The 25455-nt window shown below is 73.3% G+C and carries 23 protein-coding genes; 7 read left to right on the top strand and 16 right to left on the bottom strand.

Annotated elements, in window-relative coordinates; genetic code table 11:
* Positions 1–23: 23 nt before the first annotated feature.
* Positions 24–911 (bottom strand): oxygenase MpaB family protein, encoded by an 888-nt coding sequence (locus tag QFZ58_RS02985; protein ID WP_307123322.1) that lies wholly within the window; start codon positions 909–911, stop codon positions 24–26.
* A gap of 83 nt (positions 912–994) precedes the next feature.
* On the opposite strand from QFZ58_RS02985, the gene QFZ58_RS02980 reads away from it, so the two are divergent.
* A complete protein-coding gene (locus QFZ58_RS02980) occupies positions 995–2056 on the top strand; it encodes an NAD(P)-dependent oxidoreductase (RefSeq protein WP_307123321.1) in 1062 nt (353 codons plus the stop codon).
* Between the two features lie 42 nt (positions 2057–2098).
* On the opposite strand, the gene QFZ58_RS02975 is transcribed toward QFZ58_RS02980, so the two are convergent.
* A complete protein-coding gene (locus QFZ58_RS02975; protein ID WP_307123320.1) occupies positions 2099–3211 on the bottom strand; it encodes a sensor histidine kinase KdpD in 1113 nt (370 codons plus the stop codon).
* A gap of 5 nt (positions 3212–3216) precedes the next feature.
* Positions 3217–3987: a response regulator transcription factor gene (locus QFZ58_RS02970; RefSeq protein ID WP_307123319.1), complete on the bottom strand. Its 771-nt coding sequence runs from the start codon at positions 3985–3987 to the stop codon at positions 3217–3219.
* A 124-nt stretch (positions 3988–4111) separates the two neighbouring features.
* Here QFZ58_RS02970 and QFZ58_RS02965 point away from each other — a divergent pair, with 124 nt between their 5' ends.
* From QFZ58_RS02965 to QFZ58_RS02955, 3 genes are read left to right on the top strand one after another with little or no spacing between them, the layout of a single operon-like run.
* Positions 4112–4843 (top strand): glycosyltransferase family 2 protein, encoded by a 732-nt coding sequence (locus QFZ58_RS02965; RefSeq protein WP_307123318.1) that lies wholly within the window; start codon positions 4112–4114, stop codon positions 4841–4843.
* A complete protein-coding gene (locus tag QFZ58_RS02960; RefSeq protein ID WP_307123317.1) occupies positions 4840–5499 on the top strand; it encodes a DUF2064 domain-containing protein in 660 nt (219 codons plus the stop codon). The genes QFZ58_RS02965 and QFZ58_RS02960 overlap by 4 nt, the downstream gene beginning before the upstream one ends.
* On the top strand, positions 5496–6269 hold the full coding sequence (locus tag QFZ58_RS02955) for a bifunctional 2-polyprenyl-6-hydroxyphenol methylase/3-demethylubiquinol 3-O-methyltransferase UbiG (protein ID WP_307123316.1): 774 nt from the start codon (positions 5496–5498) through the stop codon (positions 6267–6269). Before QFZ58_RS02960 ends, QFZ58_RS02955 begins: the two co-directional genes overlap by 4 nt.
* Positions 6270–6576: 307 nt before the next feature.
* On the opposite strand, the gene QFZ58_RS02950 is transcribed toward QFZ58_RS02955, so the two are convergent.
* Complete coding sequence (locus QFZ58_RS02950) at positions 6577–7863, bottom strand: molybdopterin-dependent oxidoreductase (RefSeq protein ID WP_307123315.1); 1287 nt, start codon at positions 7861–7863, stop codon at positions 6577–6579.
* Positions 7864–8014: 151 nt separating this feature from the next.
* Here QFZ58_RS02950 and QFZ58_RS02945 point away from each other — a divergent pair, with 151 nt between their 5' ends.
* Positions 8015–9415, top strand: coding sequence for a hypothetical protein (locus QFZ58_RS02945; protein WP_373428507.1), 1401 nt, complete (start codon positions 8015–8017; stop codon positions 9413–9415).
* A gap of 59 nt (positions 9416–9474) precedes the next feature.
* Here QFZ58_RS02945 and QFZ58_RS02940 read toward each other — a convergent pair whose 3' ends face one another.
* The 3 genes from QFZ58_RS02940 to QFZ58_RS02930 form a co-directional block, all read right to left on the bottom strand.
* Positions 9475–10590, bottom strand: a complete 1116-nt coding sequence (locus tag QFZ58_RS02940) for an AI-2E family transporter (RefSeq protein ID WP_307123314.1) — start codon at positions 10588–10590, stop codon at positions 9475–9477.
* Positions 10591–10704: 114 nt separating this feature from the next.
* Entirely contained in the window at positions 10705–11898 is a 1194-nt protein-coding gene (locus tag QFZ58_RS02935; RefSeq protein ID WP_307123313.1) for a glycoside hydrolase family 26 protein, read from the bottom strand.
* Positions 11899–12009: 111 nt separating this feature from the next.
* Positions 12010–13299: a cytochrome P450 gene (locus QFZ58_RS02930; protein ID WP_307123312.1), complete on the bottom strand. Its 1290-nt coding sequence runs from the start codon at positions 13297–13299 to the stop codon at positions 12010–12012.
* 419 nt (positions 13300–13718) lie between these two features.
* On the opposite strand from QFZ58_RS02930, the gene QFZ58_RS02925 reads away from it, so the two are divergent.
* Both QFZ58_RS02925 and QFZ58_RS02920 read left to right on the top strand, forming a co-directional pair.
* On the top strand, positions 13719–14183 hold the full coding sequence (locus tag QFZ58_RS02925) for a tyrosinase family oxidase copper chaperone (protein WP_307123311.1): 465 nt from the start codon (positions 13719–13721) through the stop codon (positions 14181–14183).
* Positions 14184–14201: 18 nt separating this feature from the next.
* On the top strand, positions 14202–15062 hold the full coding sequence (locus tag QFZ58_RS02920) for a tyrosinase family protein (RefSeq protein ID WP_307123310.1): 861 nt from the start codon (positions 14202–14204) through the stop codon (positions 15060–15062).
* Positions 15063–15158: 96 nt separating this feature from the next.
* Here QFZ58_RS02920 and QFZ58_RS02915 read toward each other — a convergent pair whose 3' ends face one another.
* From QFZ58_RS02915 to QFZ58_RS02875, 9 genes are all read right to left on the bottom strand, one after another.
* The gene (locus QFZ58_RS02915) at positions 15159–15473 is read right to left on the bottom strand and encodes a chaplin (RefSeq protein ID WP_307123309.1); all 315 of its coding nucleotides are present in this window, start codon (positions 15471–15473) and stop codon (positions 15159–15161) included.
* A gap of 161 nt (positions 15474–15634) precedes the next feature.
* The gene (locus QFZ58_RS02910) at positions 15635–16804 is read right to left on the bottom strand and encodes a GNAT family N-acetyltransferase (RefSeq protein ID WP_307123308.1); all 1170 of its coding nucleotides are present in this window, start codon (positions 16802–16804) and stop codon (positions 15635–15637) included.
* Positions 16801–17478, bottom strand: coding sequence for a YveK family protein (locus QFZ58_RS02905; RefSeq protein WP_307123307.1), 678 nt, complete (start codon positions 17476–17478; stop codon positions 16801–16803). The genes QFZ58_RS02910 and QFZ58_RS02905 overlap by 4 nt, the downstream gene beginning before the upstream one ends.
* Positions 17475–18620 (bottom strand): glycosyltransferase, encoded by a 1146-nt coding sequence (locus QFZ58_RS02900; RefSeq protein ID WP_307123306.1) that lies wholly within the window; start codon positions 18618–18620, stop codon positions 17475–17477. The genes QFZ58_RS02905 and QFZ58_RS02900 overlap by 4 nt, the downstream gene beginning before the upstream one ends.
* On the bottom strand, positions 18617–19390 hold the full coding sequence (locus tag QFZ58_RS02895) for a polysaccharide deacetylase family protein (protein WP_307123305.1): 774 nt from the start codon (positions 19388–19390) through the stop codon (positions 18617–18619). Before QFZ58_RS02895 ends, QFZ58_RS02900 begins: the two co-directional genes overlap by 4 nt.
* Positions 19380–21002 carry a lipid II flippase MurJ gene (locus QFZ58_RS02890; protein ID WP_307123304.1) on the bottom strand — a complete coding sequence of 541 codons (1623 nt, stop codon included), beginning with the start codon at positions 21000–21002 and terminating at the stop codon, positions 19380–19382. The genes QFZ58_RS02895 and QFZ58_RS02890 overlap by 11 nt, the downstream gene beginning before the upstream one ends.
* On the bottom strand, positions 20999–22381 hold the full coding sequence (locus QFZ58_RS02885; RefSeq protein WP_307123303.1) for an O-antigen ligase: 1383 nt from the start codon (positions 22379–22381) through the stop codon (positions 20999–21001). The genes QFZ58_RS02890 and QFZ58_RS02885 overlap by 4 nt, the downstream gene beginning before the upstream one ends.
* Before the next feature lie 3 nt (positions 22382–22384).
* A complete protein-coding gene (locus tag QFZ58_RS02880; protein WP_307123302.1) occupies positions 22385–23875 on the bottom strand; it encodes a sugar transferase in 1491 nt (496 codons plus the stop codon).
* Positions 23872–25062, bottom strand: a complete 1191-nt coding sequence (locus QFZ58_RS02875; RefSeq protein ID WP_307123301.1) for a glycosyltransferase family 4 protein — start codon at positions 25060–25062, stop codon at positions 23872–23874. The genes QFZ58_RS02880 and QFZ58_RS02875 overlap by 4 nt, the downstream gene beginning before the upstream one ends.
* Positions 25063–25455 lie beyond the last annotated feature (393 nt).

The raw sequence follows: 25455 nt of genomic DNA, 5'->3' as shown, positions 1-25455 counted from the left end.
CGGCCCGTCCGCGATCCGGCGGTTCAGGCGTCCTGCGGCCGGTCCGGCGACGGCGGAGGGCTCATCGCCCATCGGATGGACTTCGTGAGGACCCGTCCGGTGGGGCGCACGCAGTGGTTCTCGAACCTGGGCAGCAGGGGCAGGCGCAGCGGCTTGCGGGCCCATGGGGGGAGCATGGCGACCGCGTTGGCCGCGAGCACCGTGTACGGGCCCCAGGCGAACACCGGGAGCGGCGGCCGGATCAGCAGGAACCGTGCGGCCTCCCGCGCCTGCGGTGTCCCACGCAGCTCCGGCCGGTACGACTCGATGCACGAGGCGAGTTCCGCCCGGTTGTGCGGCGGGTCCGCCACCCCCAGAGCGCTCGCCACGCGAGCCGTGTCGGCTATGTAGGCGTCACAGCCGGGACCGTCGAGAGGCTGACGCCCGAACCGCTGATGCGCGCGCAGGAAACTGTCCGTCTCCGTCGCGTGGACCCAGGCGAGCAGATGCGGGTCGGACGCGTGGTACCGCTCACCGGTCGAGGTGACGCCCTCCACCCGCTCGTGCAGCGCCCGCACCCGCAGCACCGCCTCCTCGGCGTCCGCCGCGGTCCCGAACGTGGTCACCGCGAGGAAGGTGCTCGTCCGCTGGAGGCGGCCCCACGGGTCGCTCCGGTAACCGGAGTGGGCCGACACCGCTGCCATGGCCAGGGGGTGCAGGGACTGCAGGAGCAGCGCCCGCAGTCCGCCGATGAACATGGACGCGTCACCATGGACCCGGCGGATCGGCCGCTCGGGCCCGAACCAGCGCGGTCCCGGTGTGCGGTGGATCCGCTCACGCGCGGCAGGCCCTCCCGGGCCGGCCACACGGCTGAACAGACCGGAGCCGATCCGCTGCCGGATCGTGCGGGGTCCGAGCGCGAGGAGGCCCATGCCTCCAGTATCCGCCTTACGGTCCGGTGACGTGGGCGTGCCGCGTCGGCCCACCCGGCCGCGACCGGCCTAGCGTGGTGGCCATGCGCGTACTGGTCACCGGCGGAGCCGGGTTCATCGGGTCACACGTCGTCCGGGCTCTCGCCTCCGGCGGCCACGAGGCGGTGGTGTTCGACGCCCTGCTTCCGTCGGCCCACGGGAGCTCACGGGTCACCGCCCCGCTCCCCGGGGTGCGTACCGTCGTCGCGGACGTACGAGACCGGGGGGCGGTGGCCGCTGCCCTGTCCGGGATCGACGCCGTGTGCCACCAGGCGGCGATGGTCGGGCTGGGGAAGGATTTCGCCGACGCGCCGGAGTACGTCGGCTGCAACGACCTCGGTACCGCGGTGCTGCTCGCCGAGATGGCGGCGGCCGGCGTACGTGACCTGGTACTGGCAGGCTCCATGGTGGTCTACGGCGAGGGCAGGTACGACTGCCCCCGGCACGGCCCGGTCCGGCCGGGGCCGAGGACGGTGGCCGATCTGGAGGCCGGCCGGTTCGAGCCGCACTGTCCGGCCTGCGGCGCGGAGCTGCAGCCCGGTCTGGTCACCGAGCAGGCCGGCACCGACCCCCGCAACGTGTACGCGGCCACCAAGCTGGCCCAGGAACACCTCGCCTCGGCCTGGGCCCGCGCGACGGGCGGCCGGGCCGTGGCCCTGCGCTACCACAACGTGTACGGCCCCGGGATGCCGCGCGACACCCCGTACGCGGGTGTCGCGTCGTTCTTCCGCTCCGCCCTGGAGCGGGGCGAGGCTCCCCGCGTCTTCGAGGACGGCGGCCAGCGTCGGGACTTCGTGCACGTGCGGGACGTGGCGGCGGCCAACGCGGTGGCTCTGGCGGCCGTACGGGAGCGGCAGCCTGGCACGTTCGACGTGTACAACACCGGGAGCGGCCGGCCGCACACCATCGGCGAGATGGCCCGGGCCCTGTCCTCGGCCCACGGCGGCGCGGCGCCGGTGGTGACCGGCGAGTACCGGCTCGGGGACGTCCGCCACGTGACGGCGGACTCGCGGCGGCTGCGTGAGGAACTCGGCTGGAAGCCGGAGACGGACTTCACCGCGGGGATGCGCGAGTTCGCCGCCTCGCCCCTGAGGGATGCGCAGTGACGGCGCGCGCGGCGGGTCCCACGGAACGGGCCCGCCCCGCCCTCAGCCGGACGCCGCGGGAAGGGTGACCTCGAAGCAGCAGCCGCCCGTCACGTTCCGCACGTCCGCCCGGCCCGCGTGGGCCTCGACGATCCCGCGCACGATGGCGAGCCCGAGGCCCGCTCCCGCCGGGGGAGTGCGGGCATGGCTGCCCCGCCAGCCCGTGTCGAACACCCGCCCGAGGTCCTCCTCGGGGATCCCGCCGCATCCGTCGGTCACGGACAGCACGACGCCGCTCGGTGATCTCTGTGCGGCCACCGCGACCGTGCCGTCGGCGGGGGTGCGGCGGATCGCGTTGATCAGCAGGTTGCCCAGGACCCGGCTCATCTCCTTGCTGTCGACCTCCACGGGCACCGCGTCGATCCTGTCGCCGACGAGCCGGACCCCGTGTTCGCGGGCGAGCGGGTGCGCGCCGGCCAGGGCGTCCCCCACCAGGTCGTAGACGGAGATCCGGGCGGGGGTCAGGGTGAGGGAGCCGGCGTGGATGCGCGAGAGTTCGAAGAGATCGCCGACCATGTCGTTCATGCGCTCCACCTCGGTGCGGATCTGCCGCAGATAGCGGCCGGAGTCGGCGGCCATGCCGTCCTCCAGCGCCTCGGACATCGCGCGCAGCCCGGTCAGCGGGGTCCGCAGGTCGTGCGAGATCCAGGCCACGAGTTCACGGCGTGACGCCTCCAGAGCACGCTCGCGCTCCCGGGAGTTCTCCAGCTTCGCGCTGGTGGCCGCCAGTTCGCGCGTCAGTGTCGCCAGTTCGGCGGCGACCTGCCCCTCGGGGGCCGCGAACGTACCGCCGTCGCCGAAGGAACGGGCCGCCGCCGCCAGGTCCCGGCTGCCGGCGGCCACCCAGCGCCCCAGCAGCAGCGCGGTCGCGAGGGACACGACGGCGGCCATGGCGACGACGGTGGTCACGACCGACAGGTCGTGCGGGGAGAGGAACATCGCCCAGGCGACGGTCAGCGTTCCGGCCAGCATCGCCGTCACGGCCACCGTGGCGACGACCGCCAGTGACACGACGAGGGAGCGGTGCCTCAACCGCCGCAGGGCGAGCGCGCCGAGCAGCCCGGCGGCGGCTGCGCCGAGGAACGCCAGGAGGGCGATGAGCAGCGTGTCGTCCACGGCGGTCAGCTCCCGGGGGTGGTGGCGTCGGGCAGGTCCAGGCGGTAGCCCACACCCCACACCGTCCGGATGAGGGCGGGGCGGGCGGGATCGGCCTCGACCTTGCCGCGCAGGCGGCGTACGTGGACGGTCACCGTCGACAGGTCACCGAAGTCCCAGCCCCAGACCTCCCGCATCAGCTCCTCGCGGCCGAAGGCCTGGCCGGGACGGGACAGGAAAAAGGCCAGGAGGTCGAACTCACGAAGGGTGAGCGCGAGTTCGCGGCCCTCACGCGTCGCCCGACGGGCCACGGGGTCCAGCACGAGACCGGCGCCGCCCAACGGGACGGGGTCGCCGCCGGCGGAATCCCGGCCGCGCCGCAGGACCGATCCGACGCGCAGCACCAGTTCGCGTGGGCTGAACGGCTTGGTGACGTAGTCGTCCGCACCCGTTTCCAGCCCCAGGATGCGGTCGTCCTCGTCGCCCCTCGCCGTCAGCATGATGACCGGCACCGGTCCGTACGCGCGCATCCGCCGGCACACCTCGAAACCGTCCATGCCCGGCAGCATGAGGTCGAGCACCACCAGGTCGGGCCGCCACCCGGCGAACCGCGCCAGCGCCGCAGGTCCGTCGTCCGCACGGTCGACGGCGTAACCCGCCCGCTCCAGGTAGCCGGCGGCCACCTCCGCGACCGTCGGATCGTCGTCCACGACAAGGATGCGGCCCTGCGACACGCCGTCCCCCGTACCGTGGCGGGACAGGGGGCCGGGGCCCGGGGCGGCCGGATCGTTCTGCATACCGCCACTGTGGCACCCGTGCGCGGCGGTGCGGACGGGTCACGGGCCGCCACACGGCCGACGTCCACGTTTCGTAAGAACCTGAAGCCCGAAATGTCGGTTTCCCCTCCGTAGGGTGATCGACGTGACCGACTTCTCGCCGCCTGACCTCGCCGTCCCCGTCCGCGCCGACATCGTCCTGCCCTGCCTCGACGAGGCCGCCGCCCTGCCCCGGGTGCTGGCCCGTATCCCGGACGGCTGGCGTGCCGTCGTCGTCGACAACGGCTCCACCGACGGATCGGCGGAGATCGCCCGCTCGCTCGGAGCGACCGTCGTGCACGAGCCCCGGCGCGGGTTCGGCGCGGCCTGCCACGCGGGACTGCTCGCCGCCGAGGCGGAGTACGTCTGTTTCTGCGACTGCGACGGCTCCCTCGACCCGGCGCTGCTCCCCGGCCTCGTACGCCGCGTCGCGGCGGGGGAGGGCGACCTCCTCCTCGGCCGCCGCCGCCCCGAGGGGCGCGGCGCCTGGCCGCTGCACGCCCGGGCGGGCAATCTCGCCCTCGCCCGGATGCTCCGCGTCCGCACCGGCCTGCGGCTGCACGACCTCGGACCGATGCGGGCCGCACGCCGGGAGGCACTGCTCGCCCTGGACCTCACCGACCGCCGTAGTGGATATCCGCTGCAGATGGTGGTCCGGGCCTCGGACGCCGGACTGCGCGTCGCCGAGGTCGACGTGCCCTACCTGCCGCGTACCGGGAAGTCCAAGGTCACCGGTACCTGGCGGGGAACGTGGCACGCGGTGCGTGACATGCGGGCCGTGCTGCGGCAGCCGCCGCAGCGGACACCGGAAACCGCCCGGGCGGAGGCCGTCCGATGAGCGTCCCCGTCCCGGTCACCGGACCCACGACGCTGCTGGTCATCGCAAAGGAGCCGGTGGCCGGCCGGGTCAAGACCCGGCTCACACCGCCCTTCAGTCCGCAGGAGGCCGCCGACATCGCAGCGGCCGCCCTCGAGGACACCCTGCGGACCGTGCTCACCCTGCCCGCGCGGCGCCGCGTCGTCGTCCTGGAAGGGCGTCCGGGACCGTGGCTGCCACCGGGTTTCGAGGTGCGCCCGCAGTGCGCCGGCACCCTGGACGAACGCATCGCGGCGGCGTTCGGCGACTGCGCCGGCCCCGCTCTCCTGATCGGGATGGACACCCCTCAGCTCTCCGCCGCACATCTGGCCCCCGCTCTCGCCCCGGGCGGCTGGGACGGTTGTGACGCATGGTTCGGACCGGCCGAGGACGGCGGGTTCTGGGCCCTGGGGATGGCCGCGCCCGATCCGGCCCTCGTCCGCGGCGTCCCGATGTCCCTCCCGGGGACGGGCAGGCTGCAGCGGGCACGCCTGACCGATGCCGGGCTCACCGTGCGCGACCTGCCCCCGATGCGCGACGTGGACACCGCGTGCGACGCGGCCCTGGTGGCCGCCGCGGCTCCGCACGGACTCTTCGCGTCGGCCCTGGCCCGGCTGACCCCGCAGGCGGTCCGATGAGCACGACACTCCCGCCGTCCGACCCCGCCACCACCTGGACCGGTGACCCGTACGCGAACGCGCTGCGCAACGGCCGGGGGCCGCTCTTCCTGCGCCGGACCGACGGCTGGCTGCTGCCCCTGGACGTCGAACGCTGGTGCGCGGGCGCCGACGCCGCGGACCTCTCGGCCCTGCGCCGCTGTGAAGGGCCCGTCATCGACATCGGGTGCGGTCCCGGCCGGCTCGTCGCGGAACTCGCCTCGCGCGGGCACCGCGCGCTGGGCATCGACGTCAGTCAGGCGGCCGTCGACCACACCCAGCGATGGGGTGGCTCGGCCCTGCGCCGCAGCGTCTTCGACCCGCTGCCCGGTGAAGGCCGTTGGGGCACCGCCCTGCTCATCGACGGCAACATCGGTATCGGCGGTGACCCCCGGGCCCTGCTCAGCCGGACCGCCGCCCTGGTGGCCCCGGGCGGACTGCTCGTCACCGAGACAGCGCCGCAGGACGTCGACGAGCGGGTCCGGGTCCGGCTGGACGACGGCCGCAGGCCGGCCGCAGGCCACTTCCCCTGGGCCCGGGTGGGCACCCCCGCCCTGCTCAGGTACGCGCGGGCCTGCGGCTGGCAGCCGGCCGATCAGTGGGAGGCGGGCGGGCGGCCCTTCCTCGCCCTGCGCCGGGACCGTACCGCCGGTACGAGGAGCCGGAGCGCCGAGGCGGCGAACAGCACGGCCGTGATCAGCAGCCAGTTCCCCAGGAACCTGTCGGGCGACATCCCGCTCGCGGGCTCGTAGTGTTCCGACCCCGTGATGAGGGGCAACCACATCAGCAGGAGCAGCCCGGACAGGAGAGCGGGTACGCGCACGGAGTTCACCAGCCCCGGGCGCCGCACCGGCACCGTGCGCAGGGCCCGGTCCGCCGACGCGTAGAGCGGCACCAGGACCAGGTCGTGCACCAGCGCGACACCCACGAACCACAGGATGATCAGAAACGTGTCGCCGTCCAGCAGCCGTACCCCCGCATAGCCGGCGAGGGCGAACGACGCCGCCATCAGCAGCAGATGGAGCGGCCCCTGCCCGTACCAGCGGCGCAGCACCCTCATCACACCTCTCCGAACGTCAGCCGGGTGACCCATTTCGTGTTCATCACCCCGGGGGCGGCCGGCACGATGGTCCGCGCCGGATAACCGTGGTCCGGTGACAGGACCTCGCCGTTGACCTCCAGGGCCAGCAGCGAACGCGGATCGCGCACCTGGTTGTCGCGCAGCGCGACCGTGCGGAAGGGACCGCTGCGCTGGACGGACCGTACGAGTACCCCGGGCGGTGTTCGCGGGTGCCCGGCGAGCGCCGCCAGGTCGCGCAGCCGCACCCCGCGCCACCACTGGTCGGACGTCGACCAGCCCTCCACACAGGCGATGGGCAGCGCCGCGCTGTGCTGGTCCATCGCCAGCAGCTCCCGCAGGGTCAGCCGGAACTCACCGGCCGGGCCGACGACCGTGAGCCGCCAGTCCGCTCCCGTGTCGGCGGGCCGGATGCCCGCCTTGGCGGCGGTCTTGTTGATCTGGAAGCCGTTGGGTCCGGATCCCGGTTCGGCTCCGCCGCGGGGCGTCAGCAGGGCCGTACGCCGCAGCGGCCCGTCGAAGCTCCGCCCCGCGGAGGTGACCAGCAGGAGCAGCGACCCCGCACCGACCGTCGTGAGGGCGCCGCGCCGGGAGACGGACGGGGCGAGGGGGGACGGGGACGCCAGCTCGTCCGTCTCCCCCCGCAGGATGCCGGCCGGCTCGTCCGTATCCCCCCGCGGGATGCCGTGGCGCAGGACGCGCACGGCCCGGGGCAGCTTCAGCCCGGCGTGGGTGAGGAACGCGGCGAAGAACACCCAGGCGCCGTAGAAGTGCAGCGGATAGAAGGAGCCCGGGAAGACGTACTCCAGCTGGATGTCGAGCAGCCCCGTGACGAACTCGAACAGGGCACCCCCCACGAGCAGCAGCAGCGACACCCGCTCCAGGGCGCGCCCCATGGACCGGGCGGGCGGCAGCGCGAAGAGCTTCGGGACGACCGACCACAGCTTGGCCAGCAGCACCGGTACGAGCACGATGCCTGCGGTGACGTGGAGCCCCTGCGTCAGGCGGTACAGCCAGTGCGGTCCGGCCGGCCAGTCGAAGAGGTAGAAGCCCAGCCACCCCTTGTCGGGCGTCTTGTCGTTCACCGCGGCCAGGTCCGGGTTGTAGGCCGCGTACGACAGCAGTCCGGTCACGAACAGCAGCGTCAGCCCGACGAGCAGTACCAGGCCCAGTACGGCCGTGAACCGGACCCCGCGCACCGGACTGCGCCAGAACGCCGGCCGGGTGGGCGGCGGGGGAGTGAGAGTACGGAGAGGTCTGTGGCCCATGGGCAGACGGTATGCCGGGCACACCACCCGGCAGGGGTTACGACTCCTGACGAAACTCTGACGTCACCGTGGGAGGCGCCGGATCTGACGGTTGTGTGACGCGCCTGCGTCGCACCACCCGCCTCGGCCTCCTTGTGCATAGCGTGCCTGCGTGACGACCGAGCAGTACAGCGAACGCACCCGCACGACCGCGCCCACCGTGCTCCCCGCGACTGGACGGCGCCGCGATCTGGCCACCGCCGCCGGAGGCATCCTGCTCGTGGCCGCGGCCGTACTCGTCGGGCGGGTGCTCCAGGACGCGAACGGCAGCCTCCAGGTGCGATGGCCGCCCCTCCTGGCCTCGTGGGACCCGCATCTCGGCCCCGGCACACCGGCCGCGGTGGCCGTCGCGGTCGTCGTGATCGCCTACGGGCCGGGACTCGCGGTCCGGCTTCCCTGGCGGCGCCTGCTCCTCACCGGCTGGGCGGCCTCCCTGGCCTGGATCCTCTCCCTGGCGCTGGTCGAGGGCTGGTACCGGGGAATCGCGCGGAGGCTGACCACCAAGCACGAGTACCTCCGTGTCATCGACCGCTTCGACGACGTGGGAGCGGCTCTGCGCGGTTTCACCGACCACATCGTGATCGGTCCTCCCGGCAACTGGCCGGCCCACGTCGCCGGCCATCCGCCGGGCGCCACCCTCACCTTCGTCGGCCTGGACCGGGTCGGACTCGGAGGCGGGGCCTGGGCGGGTGTCTGGTGCATCGTTCTCGGCGGTTCGGCGGCAGTCGCCGTCCTGATCACCCTGCGCGCCCTGACGGGCGAACACCTCGCACGTCGCGCGGCCCCCTTCCTCGTCCTCGCCCCCTTCGCCGTGTGGACCGGCACCTCGGCCGACGGCTACTTCGCCGCCGTCGCGGCGTGGTCCGTCGCCCTGCTGGCCCTCGCCGCGACCCGCACGGCACGGTTCCCGGCAGCCGCCGCGCTCGGCTCCGGCCTCCTGTTCGCACTGACCTGCTACCTCAGTTACGGTCTGACGCTCGTCGCCGCGCTCCTGCTCGCGGTCCTCGTGCTCGCGCGTACGGCCCGCCCGGCCCCGCTGTTCCTCCTCGGCGCACTGACCGTCCCCGTGGTCTTCACCCTGGCGGGGTTCAACTGGTGGGAGGGGTACCGGCAGCTGGTCGAGCGTTACTACCAGGGCGCGGGCGGGGTCCGCCCGTACTCCTACTGGGTCTGGGGAAACCTCGCCTGCACCACCCTCGCCGTCGGCCTCGGTACCGTCGCAGGTCTGCGCCGGGCCGGGGCGAGTGCCCCCGCGGCCCTGCGAGCGGTGCGTCACGGTTCCGCGACCACGGCGCAGCGGCTGGCGGTCCTCACCCTGGCCGCTCTCCTGGCACTCCTCGTGGCCGACCTCTCCGGCATGAGCAAGGCGGAGACGGAACGTATCTGGCAGCCCTTCATGGTCTGGCTCCTGCCCGCCGCCGCGCTCCTGCCCGGCAGGGACCGCAAGGGCTGGCTCGCAGCCCACGCGGTCGTGGTGCTGCTGGTCAACCACCTTCTGTGGACCGGGTGGTGAGGGGCGGGGCCCTGCTCACCGGCCGTCGTCGTCGAGAACCGGCCGCCGCGCCGGGGCCGTCACGAAGGAACGACGGCACCCTCCGACGGTTCGGTGGCATCCGGTCCCTGCCCCGGGGCGGCGAGCTGCTCGCGCAGATAGTTCCAGACCACGGCGATCAGCGCGGCGACGGGTACGGCGAGCAGGCTGCCCACGACGCCGGCCAGACTGCCGCCGAGCGTCACCGCCAGCAGGACCACCGCGGCGTGCAGGCCGAGTCCGCGACTCTGGATCATGGGCTGGAAGACATTGCCCTCGAGCTGCTGCACCACGATGATGATCGCCAGGACGATCAGCGCGTCCGTCAGCCCGTTCGACACCAGGGCGATGAGGACCGCGACGAAGCCGGCGAAGAGGGCACCCACGATCGGCACGAACGCGGCCACGAAGGTGAGCACCGCCAGTGGAAGCACCAGCGGCACCCCCACGATCCACAGACCGAGCCCGATGAGCACGGCGTCGAGCAGACCGACGTACGCCTGTGAACGTACGAACTCGCCGAGCGTGTCCCAGGAGCGCGCGGCGACGGTCGGGATGTCGGTGGCGAGCCGGCCGGGCAGCTGACGCTCGAGCCACGGCAGGAACCGCGGACCGTCCTTCAGGAAGAAGAACATCAGGAAGACCGCCAGAACGGCGGTGACCACACCGTTGACCACGGTGCTCACGCCGGTGACGAGCGTGGTGACCAAGCTGCCCACGCTGTCCTGGACGCGGGAGGTCGCGGCGTCGAACGCACCCGTGATCTGGTCGTCACCGACGTTCAGCGGCGGCCCGGAGGCCCACTCGCGAAGCCGCTGGATGCCTTCCCCCACACCGTCGGCCAGCTCCCCCGACTGCGACGCCACCGGCACGGCGATGAGCGCCGCGACGCCCGCGGCGACCAGGAGGAACAGCACCGTGACAGCCGAGGCCGCGAGGGCGGGTGACCACCCGCGCCGGCGCAGGAACCGCGTCACGGGCCAGGTGAGCGTGGTGAGCAGCAGGCCGACTATGAGCGGCCAGACGACCGACCACATGCGGCCCAGAACCCACAAGGCCACTGCGGCCATCACGAGGACCAGCAGCATCTCGCCCGACACGCGCGCCGACGTACGGAGAGCGGCGCGGGTCCTGACGGAACTCAACGGAGCAGACATGGGGCACACCCTATGGGCCCGGCGGGTTCACTCCGATGCGCGGGCCGCTCCACGACCGCGCCGACGGCCGGGAGCGGGGCCGCCGGCGTGGGCCGAGAGCTGTGGGCGGCCGGCTCACGCGTGGTCGCGCAGGCAGAACTCCTGGTCCGGCAGCCACTGGCCGAACCATTCGCCCATCGGCACGCTGAAGCACCACTCCCGCCCGTTCGTGTCCGGGTCCGGGACGGTCGGGGTGGGCTCGTCGGGCTCCGGCGTCCCGCTCGGCACCGGCGTGGGCTCGGCGGGGTCGACGGTGCCGGGTCTCCGGGACAGCGTCTCGCGGAACACGCGGGAGGACTCAGGGTTCTCGGCGCACTGCCACACGCCGTGCGGGCAGTAGTCCGTGATCGTCTGGTACACCGGCTTGTGCTGCTCGAACCATGCGAGCATGCGGCGCATGTACTCGGGGTTGTCGCCGTTGCGGAACAGCCCCCACTCAGGGTAGGAGATGGGCTTGCCGTGCTCGGCCGCGAAGTCGACCTGCTTCTGCAGCCCGTACGGCTCGTTGACCTGCTCGTCGAAGGTCCGCGCGGGAGGCTGGTCGTAGGAGTCCATGCCGATGATGTCGACGACGCCGTCGCCGGGGTAGCACTCGGTCCAGGGAATGGCGTCCCGGCCACGGCTCGGTGTGAAGTCGAAGCGGAACTCCTGGCCGGGCACCGAGCGCATGGTGGTGACGATCCGGTTCCAGTACGTCCTCCACGCCACGGGATCCGGGCCGCAGCGGTGGGTGTACGTGGTGCCGTTCATCTCCCAGCCGAGCACGATCACCGTGTCCGGGACACCCAGCAGGACCAGACGCTCGGCCAGCCTGCGGAAGTGCTCGTCGAACTCCCCGGCGGCGCCCGCGTTCAGGAGGCCACGCACCTCCCCGTCGGAGACGCGTTCCTCGTTGCGCTCCAGCATCGGGGTGTTGAGGACGAACATCCGGTCCTCGGCGCCCCGCCGCCACGCGGCCCACGAGGCGAGGAATCCCGGACGTCCTTCGATGTTCTCCCACAGATCACCCGGCAGATAGCTGTGCCCCACGCGAAGCTCCGCGCCGCCGAGCCAGCCCGACAGCTCCGCCATGCGCTCCACGCCCTTCGGCCCGTAGTCCAGATAGGCGCCGACCGCGGTCGTACCGGCACCTGCCGGGGGAGCGGGGGAGGCGCCCTTGCCGGTCTGGGCGTCCTGCCCGTCCCGGTCCGCGACGACCACGCCACCGACGAGGAGGGCGAGCGCGGCCGCTCCGATGCCGAGGTCTCTGAGACGACGCTGTATGGGCACGGCTCCTCCTTCGCTTGTGGCACACCTCCGACCGTGTCGACGATAAGGAGAAACGCCCCACGACGGGTTGTGCGCGTGCCCGGGAGTAGACCATTAGCGACACCCGGAGAATCAGTCCGCGCCATTCGGGTGAGAAATGCCGAAGGCGAGAGGAAGGGACCGGACGCGGTTGTCGAAGTTCGAATCGACGAGGAGCGGTTCGCCCACCGCCCGGATACCCACGGGGCGAGTGAGCAGTTCCCGGAAGAGCGCTTTCATCTCCAGCCTGGCCAGATGGGCTCCCAGGCAATGGTGCGGACCGCCTCCGCCGTATCCGAGGTGCGGATTGGGGGATCGGGTGATGTCGAACGCGTCGGGGTCGGCGAATACCGAACCGTCCCGGTTCGCGGAGGCGTAGAGCAGGATCACCTTCTCGCCGGGCAGGAAGGTCCGGCCGCCCAGCTCCTGCTCCGCCGCGACCGTCCGGCGGAACTGGATGATCGGTGTCGAGTACCGGACGATCTCGTCGACCGCACTGTCCGCGTACCGGTCGAAGTCGGACTCCAGCAGGGCCCGCTGTTCCGGATGCGCGGTCAGCAGGGCCACCCCGTGGGCGATGGCGTTGCGTGTCGTCTCGACACCCGCCACGAGCAGGAGCGAGAAGAACGCCCCCAGCTGACGGGCGGACAGCGCCAGGCCGTCGACGTCCGCGCGGACCAGCGCCGAGATGACGTCGTCCGCGGGGTCGCGCCGGCGCTCGCGGGCGATGCCCGCCATGACCAGTTGCATGCGGGCCAGCGACCGCAGGCCCCGACCGGGCACACGCAGCCTGGCGAGCCCCCTGCGCTGGACGCCGACGTACTCCGAGGCGTGGTCGATCTGCTCAGCGATCCTCGCGCGGTGGCGCCCGGGAATGCCCATCAGGTCGCAGATGACCTCGAAAGGCATACGGGAGGCGGGCGACCGCATGAAGTCACCGGGACGCTCGGCGTCCGTCTCGTCCACCAGCCGCGCGGCGACGGAGGCGATGTTCACCTCGGCGGCGGCGAGCAGCCTCGGGGTGAAGGCACGTGAGATGGTCCGGCGCAGACCGGCGTGTTCGGCACCGTCCATGTTGACCATCGAGTTGCCGAACACCGCCTTGGCCCAGCGGGCAGGTTCCGGAGTGGTGACGCCCGGCGCGCTGGCGAAGGCCTGTGGCCGGCGGCTGGCCGCCTTCACGTCCTCATGGCGCACCAGCGCGTGGAACGGTGTGCGCGAACCCGTGCGCGGCGTGAACCGGACGGGCGCGTCCAGCTCCCGCAGGCGGGCGAACGCGGACAGCCGCTCAGGCCGGGGAAGCCGCCAGAACGACGGGTCGGCCAGATCGATGTCCGCCGCGCTGCGCACCCGGCCCGTGGACACCTGTGTCGGCGCTGTCATGCTCAACCTCCGGTAGTTCGGACGGTCCCTGAGGCCCGGGCGCGTGCCGCCGGGGCCTCTCGTGCGGATCATGCCGGGCTCAGGTGCCCGGGCCCCGGTGCCGCGCCTCGCCGCGGCGTCGTCAGTTGCCGGGGCTCCTCCTCCCGACCTCTCGGCTCCGTTCGAGCGGGCGAGACCCCCACGCTCGAGCAGGGGAGACCTCCGGCGGCGCCGTCCTCCGTCCCACGACGCACGGCACCGGCCGCTCCCCTGACCCAGCCTGATCCGGGCCGTAGGCCCTGGGCGGCCGACGCGGCCGGACCGGCCGGCACATTCCCACGGTCGCGTGAAGGGGCCGGGACGAGAACTGTTCGCGCGCCGGCTCGTTGCCCATCCCGAGAGTGCAAATCCGGCAGAGCGGACGAAAGGCAGGGACACACATGGACCACCCGACCACCGGTGAGGGCGAGGGGCCGGGGCGGCCGGCACGCCGTATCGCGCTGCGCGCGGCCTTCACCGCAACCGTCGTCGCGTGCACGGGAGGTGCGCTCGCCCCCGCCCTCCTCGGCAGCACCGGGCACGGTTCCCGCCCGGATCGCAACTTCGTGGGCCCCGAGCGCTTCTCCGAGACCTACCGGGGCCGGGACATCCGCGGCACGGCCGGCTCGGTGGTCGCGGCGGGCGGGCAGCCACGCGCAGGCGACGCCGGCGCCGTGGCCGCCGCGCCGGCCGTCGACGTCCGCATCGACGGCAGACCGCTGCACGTCATGAGGCGCGCCGACGGGAGCTTCCTCAGCACGGTCAACCACTACGAGTCCTTCCCGACGCTGCTCGCGACGGCCCGGGCCGCGGTCGACGAGATCGGCCCCGCCCAGCTGTCCGCCACCTCTCCGCACACCATCTGACCCGAAGGACGAGTACGGGTGTACAGCCGCAAGAACCAGCGCAACCTCACGCGCACGGAGAAGAAGCGTCTCGTGGGCGCGATCCTGGAGCTCAAGCGCTCGGGCCGCTACGACGACTTCGTCTCGATGCACCGGCACTACTACGTCACCGACGCCGAGAGCAGGCCACGGCCCGCCCACATGACCCCGTCCTTCTTCCCCTGGCACCGCCGGTACCTGCTGGAGTTCGAGAAGGCGCTGCAGGCCGTCGATCCGGCCGTGTCGATCCCTTACTGGGACTGGACGCGGGACAACACCCCGGCCGCCTCCCTCTGGGCGGCGGATTTCCTCGGCGGGAACGGCCGGCCGGGCGACCGGCAGGTCATGACCGGTCCCTTCGCCTACCAGGAGGGCAACTGGCGCATCAGCGGCGGCGTCACCGGCGACCACTTCCTGCGGAGGAACTTCGGCCGGCCGTCCGCGCCGGTCACTCTCCCCGGCAGGGCGGACGTGGATCGTGCTCTGCGCGACCCGGTCTACGACGCCGCCCCCTGGAACAGCGTCAGCACCACCGGTTTCCGGAACAGGATGGAGGGCTGGGACATCCGGGGGACGCGCGGGATCTCCAACCACAACCGGGTGCACCGCTGGATCGGCGGGTCGATGGCGGGCGCCGCCTCGCCCGACGATCCCGTCTTCTGGCTGCACCACGCGTACCTGGACCTGCTCTGGACGCGCTGGCAGAAGGCGCACCCACGCTCCCGGTACCTGCCGGGCCGGGCGCTCGGCGCCGGCGACCCCCAGCGGGGGCGCGTCTTCGCGTTCGACGAGCGGATGCCGCCCTGGGACGTGGCACCCTCGCAGCTCATGGACCACACCCGCTTCCACCGGTACGTCTGAGCGGCACGTACCGGCTCCTGGACGACCCGGAAACGGGCAGGCCTCCCCCCTGCGCCGGAGCGCAGGGGGGAGGCCCGGTCGACGCCCTTACGGGAATCAGTGACCGTACTCGTCCTCGTGCTGGTCCTCGTGCTCGTCCTTGACCTCGTGCTTGCGGTCGTTGTCGTGGTCCGACACGTTGGCGCAGGTGTTGCCGAACGCCGGGTTGAGCAGGGCGATCACGTTCACGGTGTTGCCGCAGACGTTGACCGGGATGTGCACGGGCACCTGGACGACGTTGCCCGAGAGGACACCGGGGGAGTTGGCGGCGACAGCCTGCGCTCCGGCGTCGGCGGTGGCCAGACCGGCACCGCCGGCGAGCAGGGCACCGGTACCCACCATGACAGCGGCCACCTTAGTGATGCGCGACATTCAGTTCTCCTTGAGAGGGTCGAGACCGGCTGCAGGACGTGCGGCCGGTACGCCCTGACAACGCGAGAGTCGGCAGACGGTAACGGATCAACCGAAAAGTCGTAATCTCGTGTCATCCCACCCAATCCCCCGCCACTGCCACGAATCAGCCCCCGTGCCGGTCACCATCGGCCGATGACCGGCAATACAGCCGCCGGGAGGCCGCCCAGCCGGGCGTGCCAGTCCCGCGCCGCGGGGAAGCGGGCCTTGACACTCTCCGCGGCCCGGTCCCGCACCGCCACCTGCGACTCGCGCAGCCGCAGAAGCGGCTCCAGGGCCCCACGGGCCAGCAGCAGGCGCTCATTGACGACCGGCACGGGCGCCCAGTGGTTCTTGTACTGCTCCGACCCCCGCAGCAGGCTCAGGACGCCACCGGGCCCCGTGTCCGCGGCCTGCCGCGCCACCTCACGCAGCAGCATCGACGCGACCTCGACCTTCTTCTCCCTCAGCCCCGGATCGGCCCCGTACAGATAGCAGCCGGTCAGCCCCGGGGAGGTGAGCGCCAGATCGGCGGCCACCAGCTCGCCGCCGAGCAGGTACTCCCGGACCGAGGCCTGTCCGTCACGGACCATGCGGCGGGTGGCGCGCACCAGGTGTGCGGAGAAGCGCGGCCGCAGGTGCTCGGCGTTGACGCCCCGTCCGCGCCACTGGAGCTCGTGGAGCCGCACCAGCGTGCCGATGGCGTCCGCCACCCGGTGCTCGGGCGCCGTACGGCACTCGATCCCCAGGGCGTCGATCTTGCGCAGTTTGGCCCGGGCCCGCTGCGCCCGCGAGCCGGGCATCCGCTCGATGAGGGTGCCGATCGGCTCGGCGGGCAGTTCCATGCAGGTGGAGTCGCTGAGCCTGCACCGCGCGCCGGACCAGACGTCGAACAGCCGCTGGGCGCAGGCGTCGGGCCGTACCTCGCGCAGATCGATGACCGTGTGCACGGCGGCCCGGTCCAGCCCGCGCTCCAGGGCCGCGACGGCGTCCCGCGCGTCCTCCCCGTCCACGAGGATGTCGAAGAAGTCGGAGATCGGGCCGCCCAGGGGCACCAGGAGCGGCATCGGACGGTGCACGAGCATCAGGGCAGCCGCGCCGATCAGCCGCTCCCCGCGACGCGCCAGCACGACACGGAGCCTGCCCGGCATCCCGTAGGACAGCCACCACGAATGCAGCCAGGCGTGGCTCTGGAACGGGGTCGAGGTGGGGCACCGGCGGTGGAGGGAGTCCCATTCGCCGGCGAGCCCGGCGAACTCCCCTTCGTCCCGGCAGAGGGTGACCGTGAGCCGGCCGCCAAGGAGGGAGGTCATCGCACGAGCTCCCGTTCCCCGGCGCGGACGGCCGTGCCCGCCTGGGCGGGGCCCGGTACCTGCGCGGTCAGGCCCCGGCGACCCGGGCGGGGGCGTACGAGGAGGACCAGCCCGCCGATCAGTCCGCCCGCACTCGCGCCGACGGCCGTGCCGAGGGGGACCGACGGGGAGACCGGATCGACCGGGGGCACGGCGTGCGAGAACTCGACGAGTCTCACCCCCGTGTCCTTGGCGACGTGCCCGCTGCCCACCACCACGGCCTCGGTGACCGCGTTGGCGATGTCGGCCGCGCGGCGAGGATCGGACGAGGTGCCGGTGACCGCGATCATCGGGGAGTCGGGTGAGGTCTCGGACCTTACGTGGGCGCGTAGTTCGCGTACCGGCTCCCCGGCGGCGCCCCGGGCGTAGGAGAGCGTCGCGTCGCTGGTGGCCAGCCGGCCGTACGACTGCGCGTACCCCAGGGCCGCCGCCGGGTCGATGCCCTTGGCTGCGGTCGCGACGGCGTATCCGGTGGCCGCGTACTCGGGTTCGGCGGCCAGCCCGTAGCCCAGCCCGCATGCCGCGCCGAGCAGGACGCAGGCGGGCAGGGGCCACCAACTGGGCCGTAGGGATGCGGGACGGAGCCTGGACAACCGTCCGGGGGCGGCCGGCTGCTGCTCGGGCGACTCGGTCATGGGTGTGTTCTCCCGGTCGAGGGGGCGGAGTCGAGGGCGTGTGCGTAGACGTCCATGAGGCGTCGGCTGCTGCGGGTGATGTCGTAGTGGTCCACGGCCGGAGGCGGTGGATATCTGTGCCTGCCGATCTTCGTCCGGTGCCGCAGGGCGGCCGTCAGTTCACGGGTGAGGCCGGCCGGGGATCCCTGGCCTCCGACACGGACGGCGCCCGGCACGCGGCCGGCCGGCAGGTCGTCCACGGCGGGGCAGGGGCCGTGTACCACGGGCAGTCCGGCGGCCAGTGCCTCCACGACCGCGAGGCCGAAGGACTCCTCACGGGACGCGGAGACGAACGTGTCCATGGCGCAGAGCAGCGCGGGGATGCCGCGAGGGCCGTCTCCGGCGTCGCACTCGCCGAGGAGACCGACCCGGTCCGTGACGCCCAGCCGGGCGGCGAGGGCACGGAGCGGCTCCGCTTCGGGGCCGTCACCCGCCAGGACGAGCCGGACGCCCGGAAGGGCCGCCACGGCACGGATCAGTGCGTCGTAGTTCTTCCCGGGCACGAGCCGGCCGACGCCTCCCACCACGAAGGCGTCCTCGGGGATCCCGAGCGCGGCCCGGGTGACGCGCCGCCGGCCCGCGTCGAAGCGGAACGCGGCCGCGTCGATCCCGTTGGGCACCGTGTGGATCCGCGCCGCCGGCACCCCCCAGTCCCGCAGCCGCCCGGCGACGGTGGCGGAGACGGCGACCGTCGCAGCCCCGAGCCGTTCGGTGCGCAGATAGAGCGCCCGGGTACCGCGCGTGAGCGGCCGTCCCTCGATCTCCGACCGGCCCAGCGAATGCTCCGTCGCGACCGCGGTGGTCCCCGCGAGCCGTGCCGCGATCCGGCCGTAGACGCAGGCCCGGTACAGGTGGGTGTGCACGAGGTCGTACGCCCCGCGCCGGATCAGCCGGGTCAGCCTGGGCACGGCGGTCAGGTCCCGGTTGCCGGCCATCGCGAGGTCACGGACGCTGACGCCGTCGGCGCGCAGCCCTTCTGCGACGGCCCCGGGGTTGGTGAGGGTCACGACGTCGCAGTGCGCCGGCAGATGACGCAGCAGCAGGCGCAGCTGCTGCTCGGCCCCGCCGACACCCAGCCCGGTGATGACGTGCAGGGCCTTCACCGGACCTCGCCCGGGAACACGCGGACGGCGGCGTTCCGGTGGCGCAGCCGGTGCCTCAGCTCCTTCGCCCGGAGACGACCGCCCCGGTCGGCGTGGCTGACGTGGGTGCGGGGCAGGGCGAGCGGCCCGGCCAGGGAGCCCGGTACGAGCGCGCAGCCGTACGCGTACCCCGCCTCGCGTACCGACTGCAGTACCCGCCGGTCGGCTGTGCCGTACGGGTAGCAGAACCCGGCCGGGGCGGTCCCGGTGATGCGGCGGAGTTCCTCACGGCTGCCGTGCGTCTCGGCGCGCAGTGCGTCGTCGGGAAGGGCCGTCAGATCCCGGTGGAGCATGCCGTGAGAGCCGATCTCCATGCCCGCTTCGGCGACGGCCCTGATGCCGTCCTCGGTGAGCAGGGGCTTGCGTGGGCCGAGCGGATCCCAGCTGTTGCCGGCGCCCGCCCGGCCGGGGAGGACGAACACCGTCGCCGTGCACCCGTGGCCGAGCAGCACCGGCAGCGCTTCGTCGAGGAAGTCGGCGTACCCGTCGTCGAACGTCAGCCCGACCAGCCCGCGCCGCCCGGCGGCATGCGCTCGCAGCAGCGCCGTGACTCCCACGCCGGCGAGACCCCGGCGCCGGAGCCAGGTCAGCTGCTCGTCGAGGCGGTCGGCCGAGACGGTGATGCCGTACGGGTCGTCCGTCGGATCGCTCACCGAGTGATAGGTGAGGATCCACGGCTGGCGCCGGAGCGTGAGGGCCTCGGCAGGGGGTGCGGACGTGTCAGCGGCCATGGGGAAACCTCTGTCGGATGAGAGCCAGCAGATGAACGGCTTCGGGAGCCCGGAGCGCGAGGCAGGTCAGGAGGAACGCGGACGGGACGAGGAGGCAGCCCGCCGCCAGCCCGAGCACCGGGCCGGGAACCGAGGAGGCGGTGAGGCAGCCGGCGAGCCCGGCCACCGCCGCCGCGGCCGCCGGCCTGCAGAGCGAGAGCGCGACGGCTCCCGCCCGCACGGCGACCGCGTGCGACCCGAGCCCCAGGAGCATCAGCGCCGCGGTGGTGCTGATGCCCAGGGCGTTGGCCGCCGCGATGCCCTCGACGCCGAGCGGACCGGTCAGGAACAGCCCGGCCCCGGTGGTGACCAGCAGGCCCGTGGCCATCGCGCAGAGCGGGAACCACGTGGGCCTCCCGGCCGAGAAGTACGGCCGGCAGAGCGCCCCGACCAGCGTGTGGCCGAGCAGCCCGAGGGCGTAGACACGCATGACCCCGGCCGTCGCCGCGGTGTCCGCGGCGTCGAACGCACCGCGCTGGAAGAGGATCTCGACGATGTGGGGGGCGTAGCCGAACACCATCGCCGTGCCCAGCAGCACGATCGTCCCGGCCAGTGCCAGGTCGCGTTCGACCCGGCGCCGGGCGCCCTCCAGGTCCCCGGCGGCCATGGCCCGGGCGACGACCGGGAAGGTCACCGTGCAGATCATCATCGCCAGCACCATCGGCAGCTGCGCGACCTTCTGCGCGTAGTTCAGATGGGAGATGGCCCCCTCGGACAGGGACGAGGCGAGGAACCGCTCGACAAGGACCTGGGACTGACGGCTCACCACGAACAGCACGACCGGCGCGAGGACCGTCGCACCGAGCAGGGCGGTGACGCCCTGCCGCTCGGCCCGGCGCCGCGGCACCCATGTCCCCCCGCGCAGCACGAGCCGTACGAACGTGGGCAACTGGGTCAGGATCATCAGCACGCTGCCGACGGCGACACCGGCGGCAGCGGCACGCACCCCCCACAGGGAGTGCAGCGCGAGCGTCGTGCCGATGATGCCGATGTTGTACGCGATGTAGACACCGGCCGGTGCCAGGAAACGGCCGTGCGCCCGCAGAGCCGCGCTGAAGTACCCCGTGACGCCGAAGGTGAACACCGTGACGGCCGTCAGCCGTGTGCAGTCCACGGCGAGCGCGGGGTCCTCCAGGCCGGGCGCCAGCACACCGACGGCCCAGGGTGCGCCGGCAGCCAGCAGCGCACCCGCGCAGGCTAGCGCGGCGGCCAGGCGGGGCAGTGTGCCCGCGACGAGGGCCCGGACGGGGTCTTCCATGTGGCCGGCGGCCGCGCGCCGGGTCAGCGCGTGGCTGAAGGCGGGCACGAGCAGCAGGGCCATCCCGTCCTCGATCAGCAGCGTGGCCGCCATCTCCGGCACGGTCCACGCGATCAGGAACGCGTCGCTCGCGTGACTGGCACCGAAGAGCCGGGCGACGGCCTGGTCCCGTACGAGTCCCAGCACGGCGGCGACCACCGTCAGTCCCGCGGCCCCGGCCGCCGCCCGGGCGAGGAACCGTCCGGGTCGTACGGGAGCATCACGTGCTCCGGGGACCGGTGCCTTCTCGGCGGCTTCCGTAGCGGTGTCGCTCACGCGGCCGACGTCCTCTCCGGCGCGGCCAGCGCCCACCACGCGGCCAGGCCGAGCACGATTCCGGTGAGCACGGTGGACGGGCCGCCGATGTCCGCGTACACGAAGTCGACGGCCTGCCAGGTCATCAGGCCGACGGCGGCGAGACCGCAGTCGACGGCCGCGGAGCCCCGGGCACGGGCGAGCACGAGTCTGCGGACCCCGCCCACCAGCAATGCGGCCCAGGAGCCCACCAGCGCCGTGAAACCGATGAGTCCCTGCTCGCCGAGGACGAGCAGATACATGTTGTGGGGGGAAAGCAGCGGCTGCTTGCGGAACGTCTGCCCCGCCCCCGCCGTGTCGCTCCCGGAGGAAAGGGCGATCGACGCGTGTCCGTCCCGGTGCGCGGGGAAGCCCTTGAGCCCGACCCCCGCCACGGGGTGCTCGCGCCACATGCCCACCGCGGCCGCCCACATGGTGTACCGGTCGTTGACCGAACGGTCGGGGGCGCTGGTCACCTCGGTGATGCTGGTGAGCCGCTGGGAGATCATCTCGGAGCCCACCCCGCATCCCCCGACGAGCACCACCCCGGCCGCGCTCAGTACCGCCAGAGCGCGGACGGCCTGCCGGAGCCCCGTCAGGACGAGCACGGCCGCGGCCCCGGCCGCCGTCGCGATCCAGGCACCCCGGCTGAACGACAGCGCGAGCGGAACGACCAGCAGGACGGCGGCCGCGAGGGCACAGGGCCTCAGCCACCGTGGTGCGCCCTTGGGGGCGCCGATCGCGCAGGCGGCCGCCGCGAGCAGTCCGTAGCCCACCACCGTGGCCATCCCCATCACGTCGCCGGGGCCGAACGTGCCGACGGCCCGGATCTCCTCACCCATGTAGGAGGCACCGGAGCCGGTGGCGTACTGATGGACGCCGGTGGCTCCCTGGGCGAGCGCGAGCAGCACGAGTGTGCCGGTGACGGTCCGGAAGCCCCTGGCGTCCCGCACCAGGAGGAGGACGCAGGCCGGCACGAGGACGAAGATCTGCAGGTAGCGCACGAACCCCGGCAGCGCGGCCACCGGGTCGGCGGCGGTGACCGTGGCCAGGGCGAGGCCCACGGCCGGCAGGCCGAGCACGGCCGCCGCCGTGGGGGTGAGCGGACGGGCCCGCAGGAACAGCAGGCACCCCAGGCAGACGAGCACCGCCACCCCTGAGAGCAGGTCCGCCGCGGGGACGCCGTACACGGTCCCGGCCACCGCCCCGCCGGCCGGGACGGCCAGGAGCAGTACGGTCGCGAGCACGGGGAGCAGCGGCCAATCGTCCCGCCGGCGGAGCGGGGACGGGGACAGCGCACCGGAGCCGGAGGCGGAACGTGCGGCGGCGGCCGGGAGCGGGGTGGTGAGGGTGGAGGTCACGGGTCAGCTGCCTCCGAGACGGAACACGGAGCCCGCCGTGCGGGCGAGGACGCACACGTCCTGCCAGAGGGACCACGTCTCGATGTACCGGTTGTCGAAACGGGCCCGGTCCTCGATCGAGGTGTCACCGCGCAGACCGTGCACCTGGGCCAGCCCCGTGATGCCGACCGGCATCCGGTGCCGGGCCCGGTAACCGGGGTGGACGCGGCTGAACTTCGCGACGAAATAAGGGCGTTCGGGGCGCGGTCCGACCAGGCTCATGTCGCCCCGCACCACGTTCCACAACTGCGGCAGCTCGTCGAGCGACGTACGGCGCAGGAATCTGCCCACGCGGCTCATCCGCCGGTCGGCCGATACGTTCCACCGGGTGGCCGACTCGTGGGCGTCGGCCGGACGCAGGGTGCGGAACTTCAGCAGGACGAAGGGCCGCCCGTAGTGGCCGACCCGCTCCTGCCGGAAGACGACCCCGGGGCCGTCGCATACCCGTACGGCCAGTGCGCAGAGCGCCATCACCGGACTCGCCACGACCAGGGCGGCCGAAGCCAGGACCGCGTCCATGACCCGCTTCGCCCGGTGGCCGGCCGGCCGGTGCGGTCCGCTGTGCAGCGCGTGGGCGGCGAACCCCCACAGATGGTCCGGTCCGGGAACGGCCCGGCACGGGGCGAACGTCGCCTGATCGGTGACCAGCCACACCCGGCAGCCGTGCTCCACGAACAGCTCGAAGAGAGCGGACCCGTCCGGTGCCGACTCAGGGGGGACGGTGAACACGGCGTGCCGCACGGCGTTCTGGATGACCGCACGTCCCACGTCCCGCGTGGACGCCAGGACGGGCAGCGCCGCCGCGCCCACGGCCCCGGAAGCGTCTTCGGCACGGGCACCGCGACCCACCCGGCCGACCGGCCGCAGCCCGTATTCCGTGTGCTCCTGCAGCACGGCGGTGACCCGGTGGGCGACCGGCCCGTCGCCCACCACCAGGGTGGACTGCGGGTTGCGGGCGGCGGACCGCGACCGGGTCCGGTGGACGACCGCGCGCCCGCCGCAGCTCAGCAGGGTCTGGGCGCCCACCGCACAGACCAGGGTCTGCCAGCCGATGCCGTAGCCGGGGTCGTAGGCGGTCAGGGCCTCGGTGGTGACGTACCACTGCACCGCGGCGAGACCGCACAGGGCGGGCAGCTCGGCCAGGGCGGACGGGGACAGCCCGGTCCGGTACAGGCCCCGGTAGGCGTTCAGCAGGAGCTGGGCGGCGGCCTGGGGGAGGAGAGCGCCCGGTGGCCACGGCCCGTGGGCCACCAGGACCAGGACCAGGGCGAGACCGAGCGCCAGTCCGTCGGCGGCCAGGAGCCCCAGGGGTGACGACCGCTTCCGCCGGCTCGTGGCGGCCCGCGGCGAGGACGCGCGTCCGCTTCCGGCGCGCGGGGGACGGATCGCGGACGCCACACGGTGTACGGCTGTCGCCTGGGCGGCTCGGGGGGCCGGTGCACTCTCCGTCGTCATCGCTCGGTGCGCTTCCTCGTCGTGGGGCGGGACGTCATGGGGCGGGACTGGCGGACAAGTTCCTGGTAGAGGCGCAGAACCGCGTCGGCCGTCCTCGACACGTCGAAGCGCGACCGGGCGCGGCCCTGCGCCGTGCGGCTCAGCTCCGCGCGCAGCGCGGGGTCGGCCAGCAGAGCGGTGAGCGCCGCCGCGAGCGCCCGCGGATCACGCGGCGGCACCAGGCAGTGCGGGACGTGGCCGGGCGGGAGGCTCTCCCTGGCCCCGTCGACGTCGGTGAGCAGGACCGGCGTGCCGCAGGCCATGGCTTCGAGGGGGGCCAGCGCCATCCCCTCCCAGCGGGAGGGGAGCACGACCACGTCCGCCGCGTGGAGCCACGGCCGCACATCCCGGCTCGCCCCCGCGAACAGCACCCCGGGAGGTGCGGTGCGCCGCAGCTCGGCCGTGGACGGCCCGTCGCCGACCAGGACGAGCCGGGCGCCGTGTGCGCGCGTCAGCCGCCAGGCCTCCAACAGGATGTCCTGGCCCTTCTGCCGGCTCAGGCGCCCGACGCACACCACCAGCGGAGCACCTGCCGGAACGCCCGCGAGCGCGGGCAGGGCGGCGCGGGCCGATGCGGAGGCGTCCCGGCCACCCGGCCGGAAACGGTCAAGGTCGATGCCGTTGTGGATCACCGACCAGCGGGCGGCGATGCCCGCCCGCTGCCCGGCACGGCGCTCGGACTCGCTGACGCACAGGATGCGATCGCTCCACCGTGCCCCGAAACGCTCCCAGGCCACGGCGGCGTCGGCGGCCCGTCCCTCGAGGGCCTCGAACGACCAGGCGTGCGGCTGGAACACCGTGGGGACACGGTTCCGCACGGCCAGCCGCCCGGCCAGCCCGGCCTTCGCGCTGTGGGCGTGGACCACGTCGGGCGCGTACGCGCGGACCAGCCGTCCCGCCGTGGCGACCTCGCGGCCCAGCCGGGCACCGGGCGCGCGCTCCGCCGGCCACACGCAGACCCTGGCCCCGGCCGCCGCCGCTCGCGCTGCCAGTGAGCCGTCCGGCGGGCAGGCCACGACGGGCCGCAGCCCTGCCCGCACCTGCGCCGTGACGAGGTCGGTGACGACACGTGCGACTCCCCCCTCCACCGGCTGAACCAGGTGAAGGACCGTCAGTCGGCTTTCCTCGGTGAAACTCTTCTGCAGCACGCACGACTCTCTTCTCACCTGCCCCCGAAGTGCCGGTCGGGAAAAGCACCGGCGGTATGGAATATGGCGGCGGAGATCAAGTGGACGAAACCGAAATGCACTGTGACACGACAGCGGGCGGTGAACTCTTACGACTCGCGCATCTCTCCCTGCGGATTATCTGCTTACAGCACGTGACGCGGTGTGCTCGCTGCGCGCTTCGGCGTGTCGGAATGCGGGGGGACGCCTTTGTTACGGACAGTTGCCGCATGATGGCAATGCCGTGGAGATCCGCGCGTAAATCCGGAGTTCCGGCCGTCCGGTAACTCATAAGGGAAACCCGCCGGATGGATACCGGCGCCCGGGAAATGCCGGGCATTACCGTGGAGTTGGCCTCGGACATTCCGGTGGCCG

Source organism: Streptomyces sp. B1I3 (genome assembly GCF_030816615.1).
Taxonomy (GTDB): Bacteria; Actinomycetota; Actinomycetes; order Streptomycetales; family Streptomycetaceae; genus Streptomyces.
This window is presented reverse-complemented; position numbering and strand designations above follow the sequence as displayed.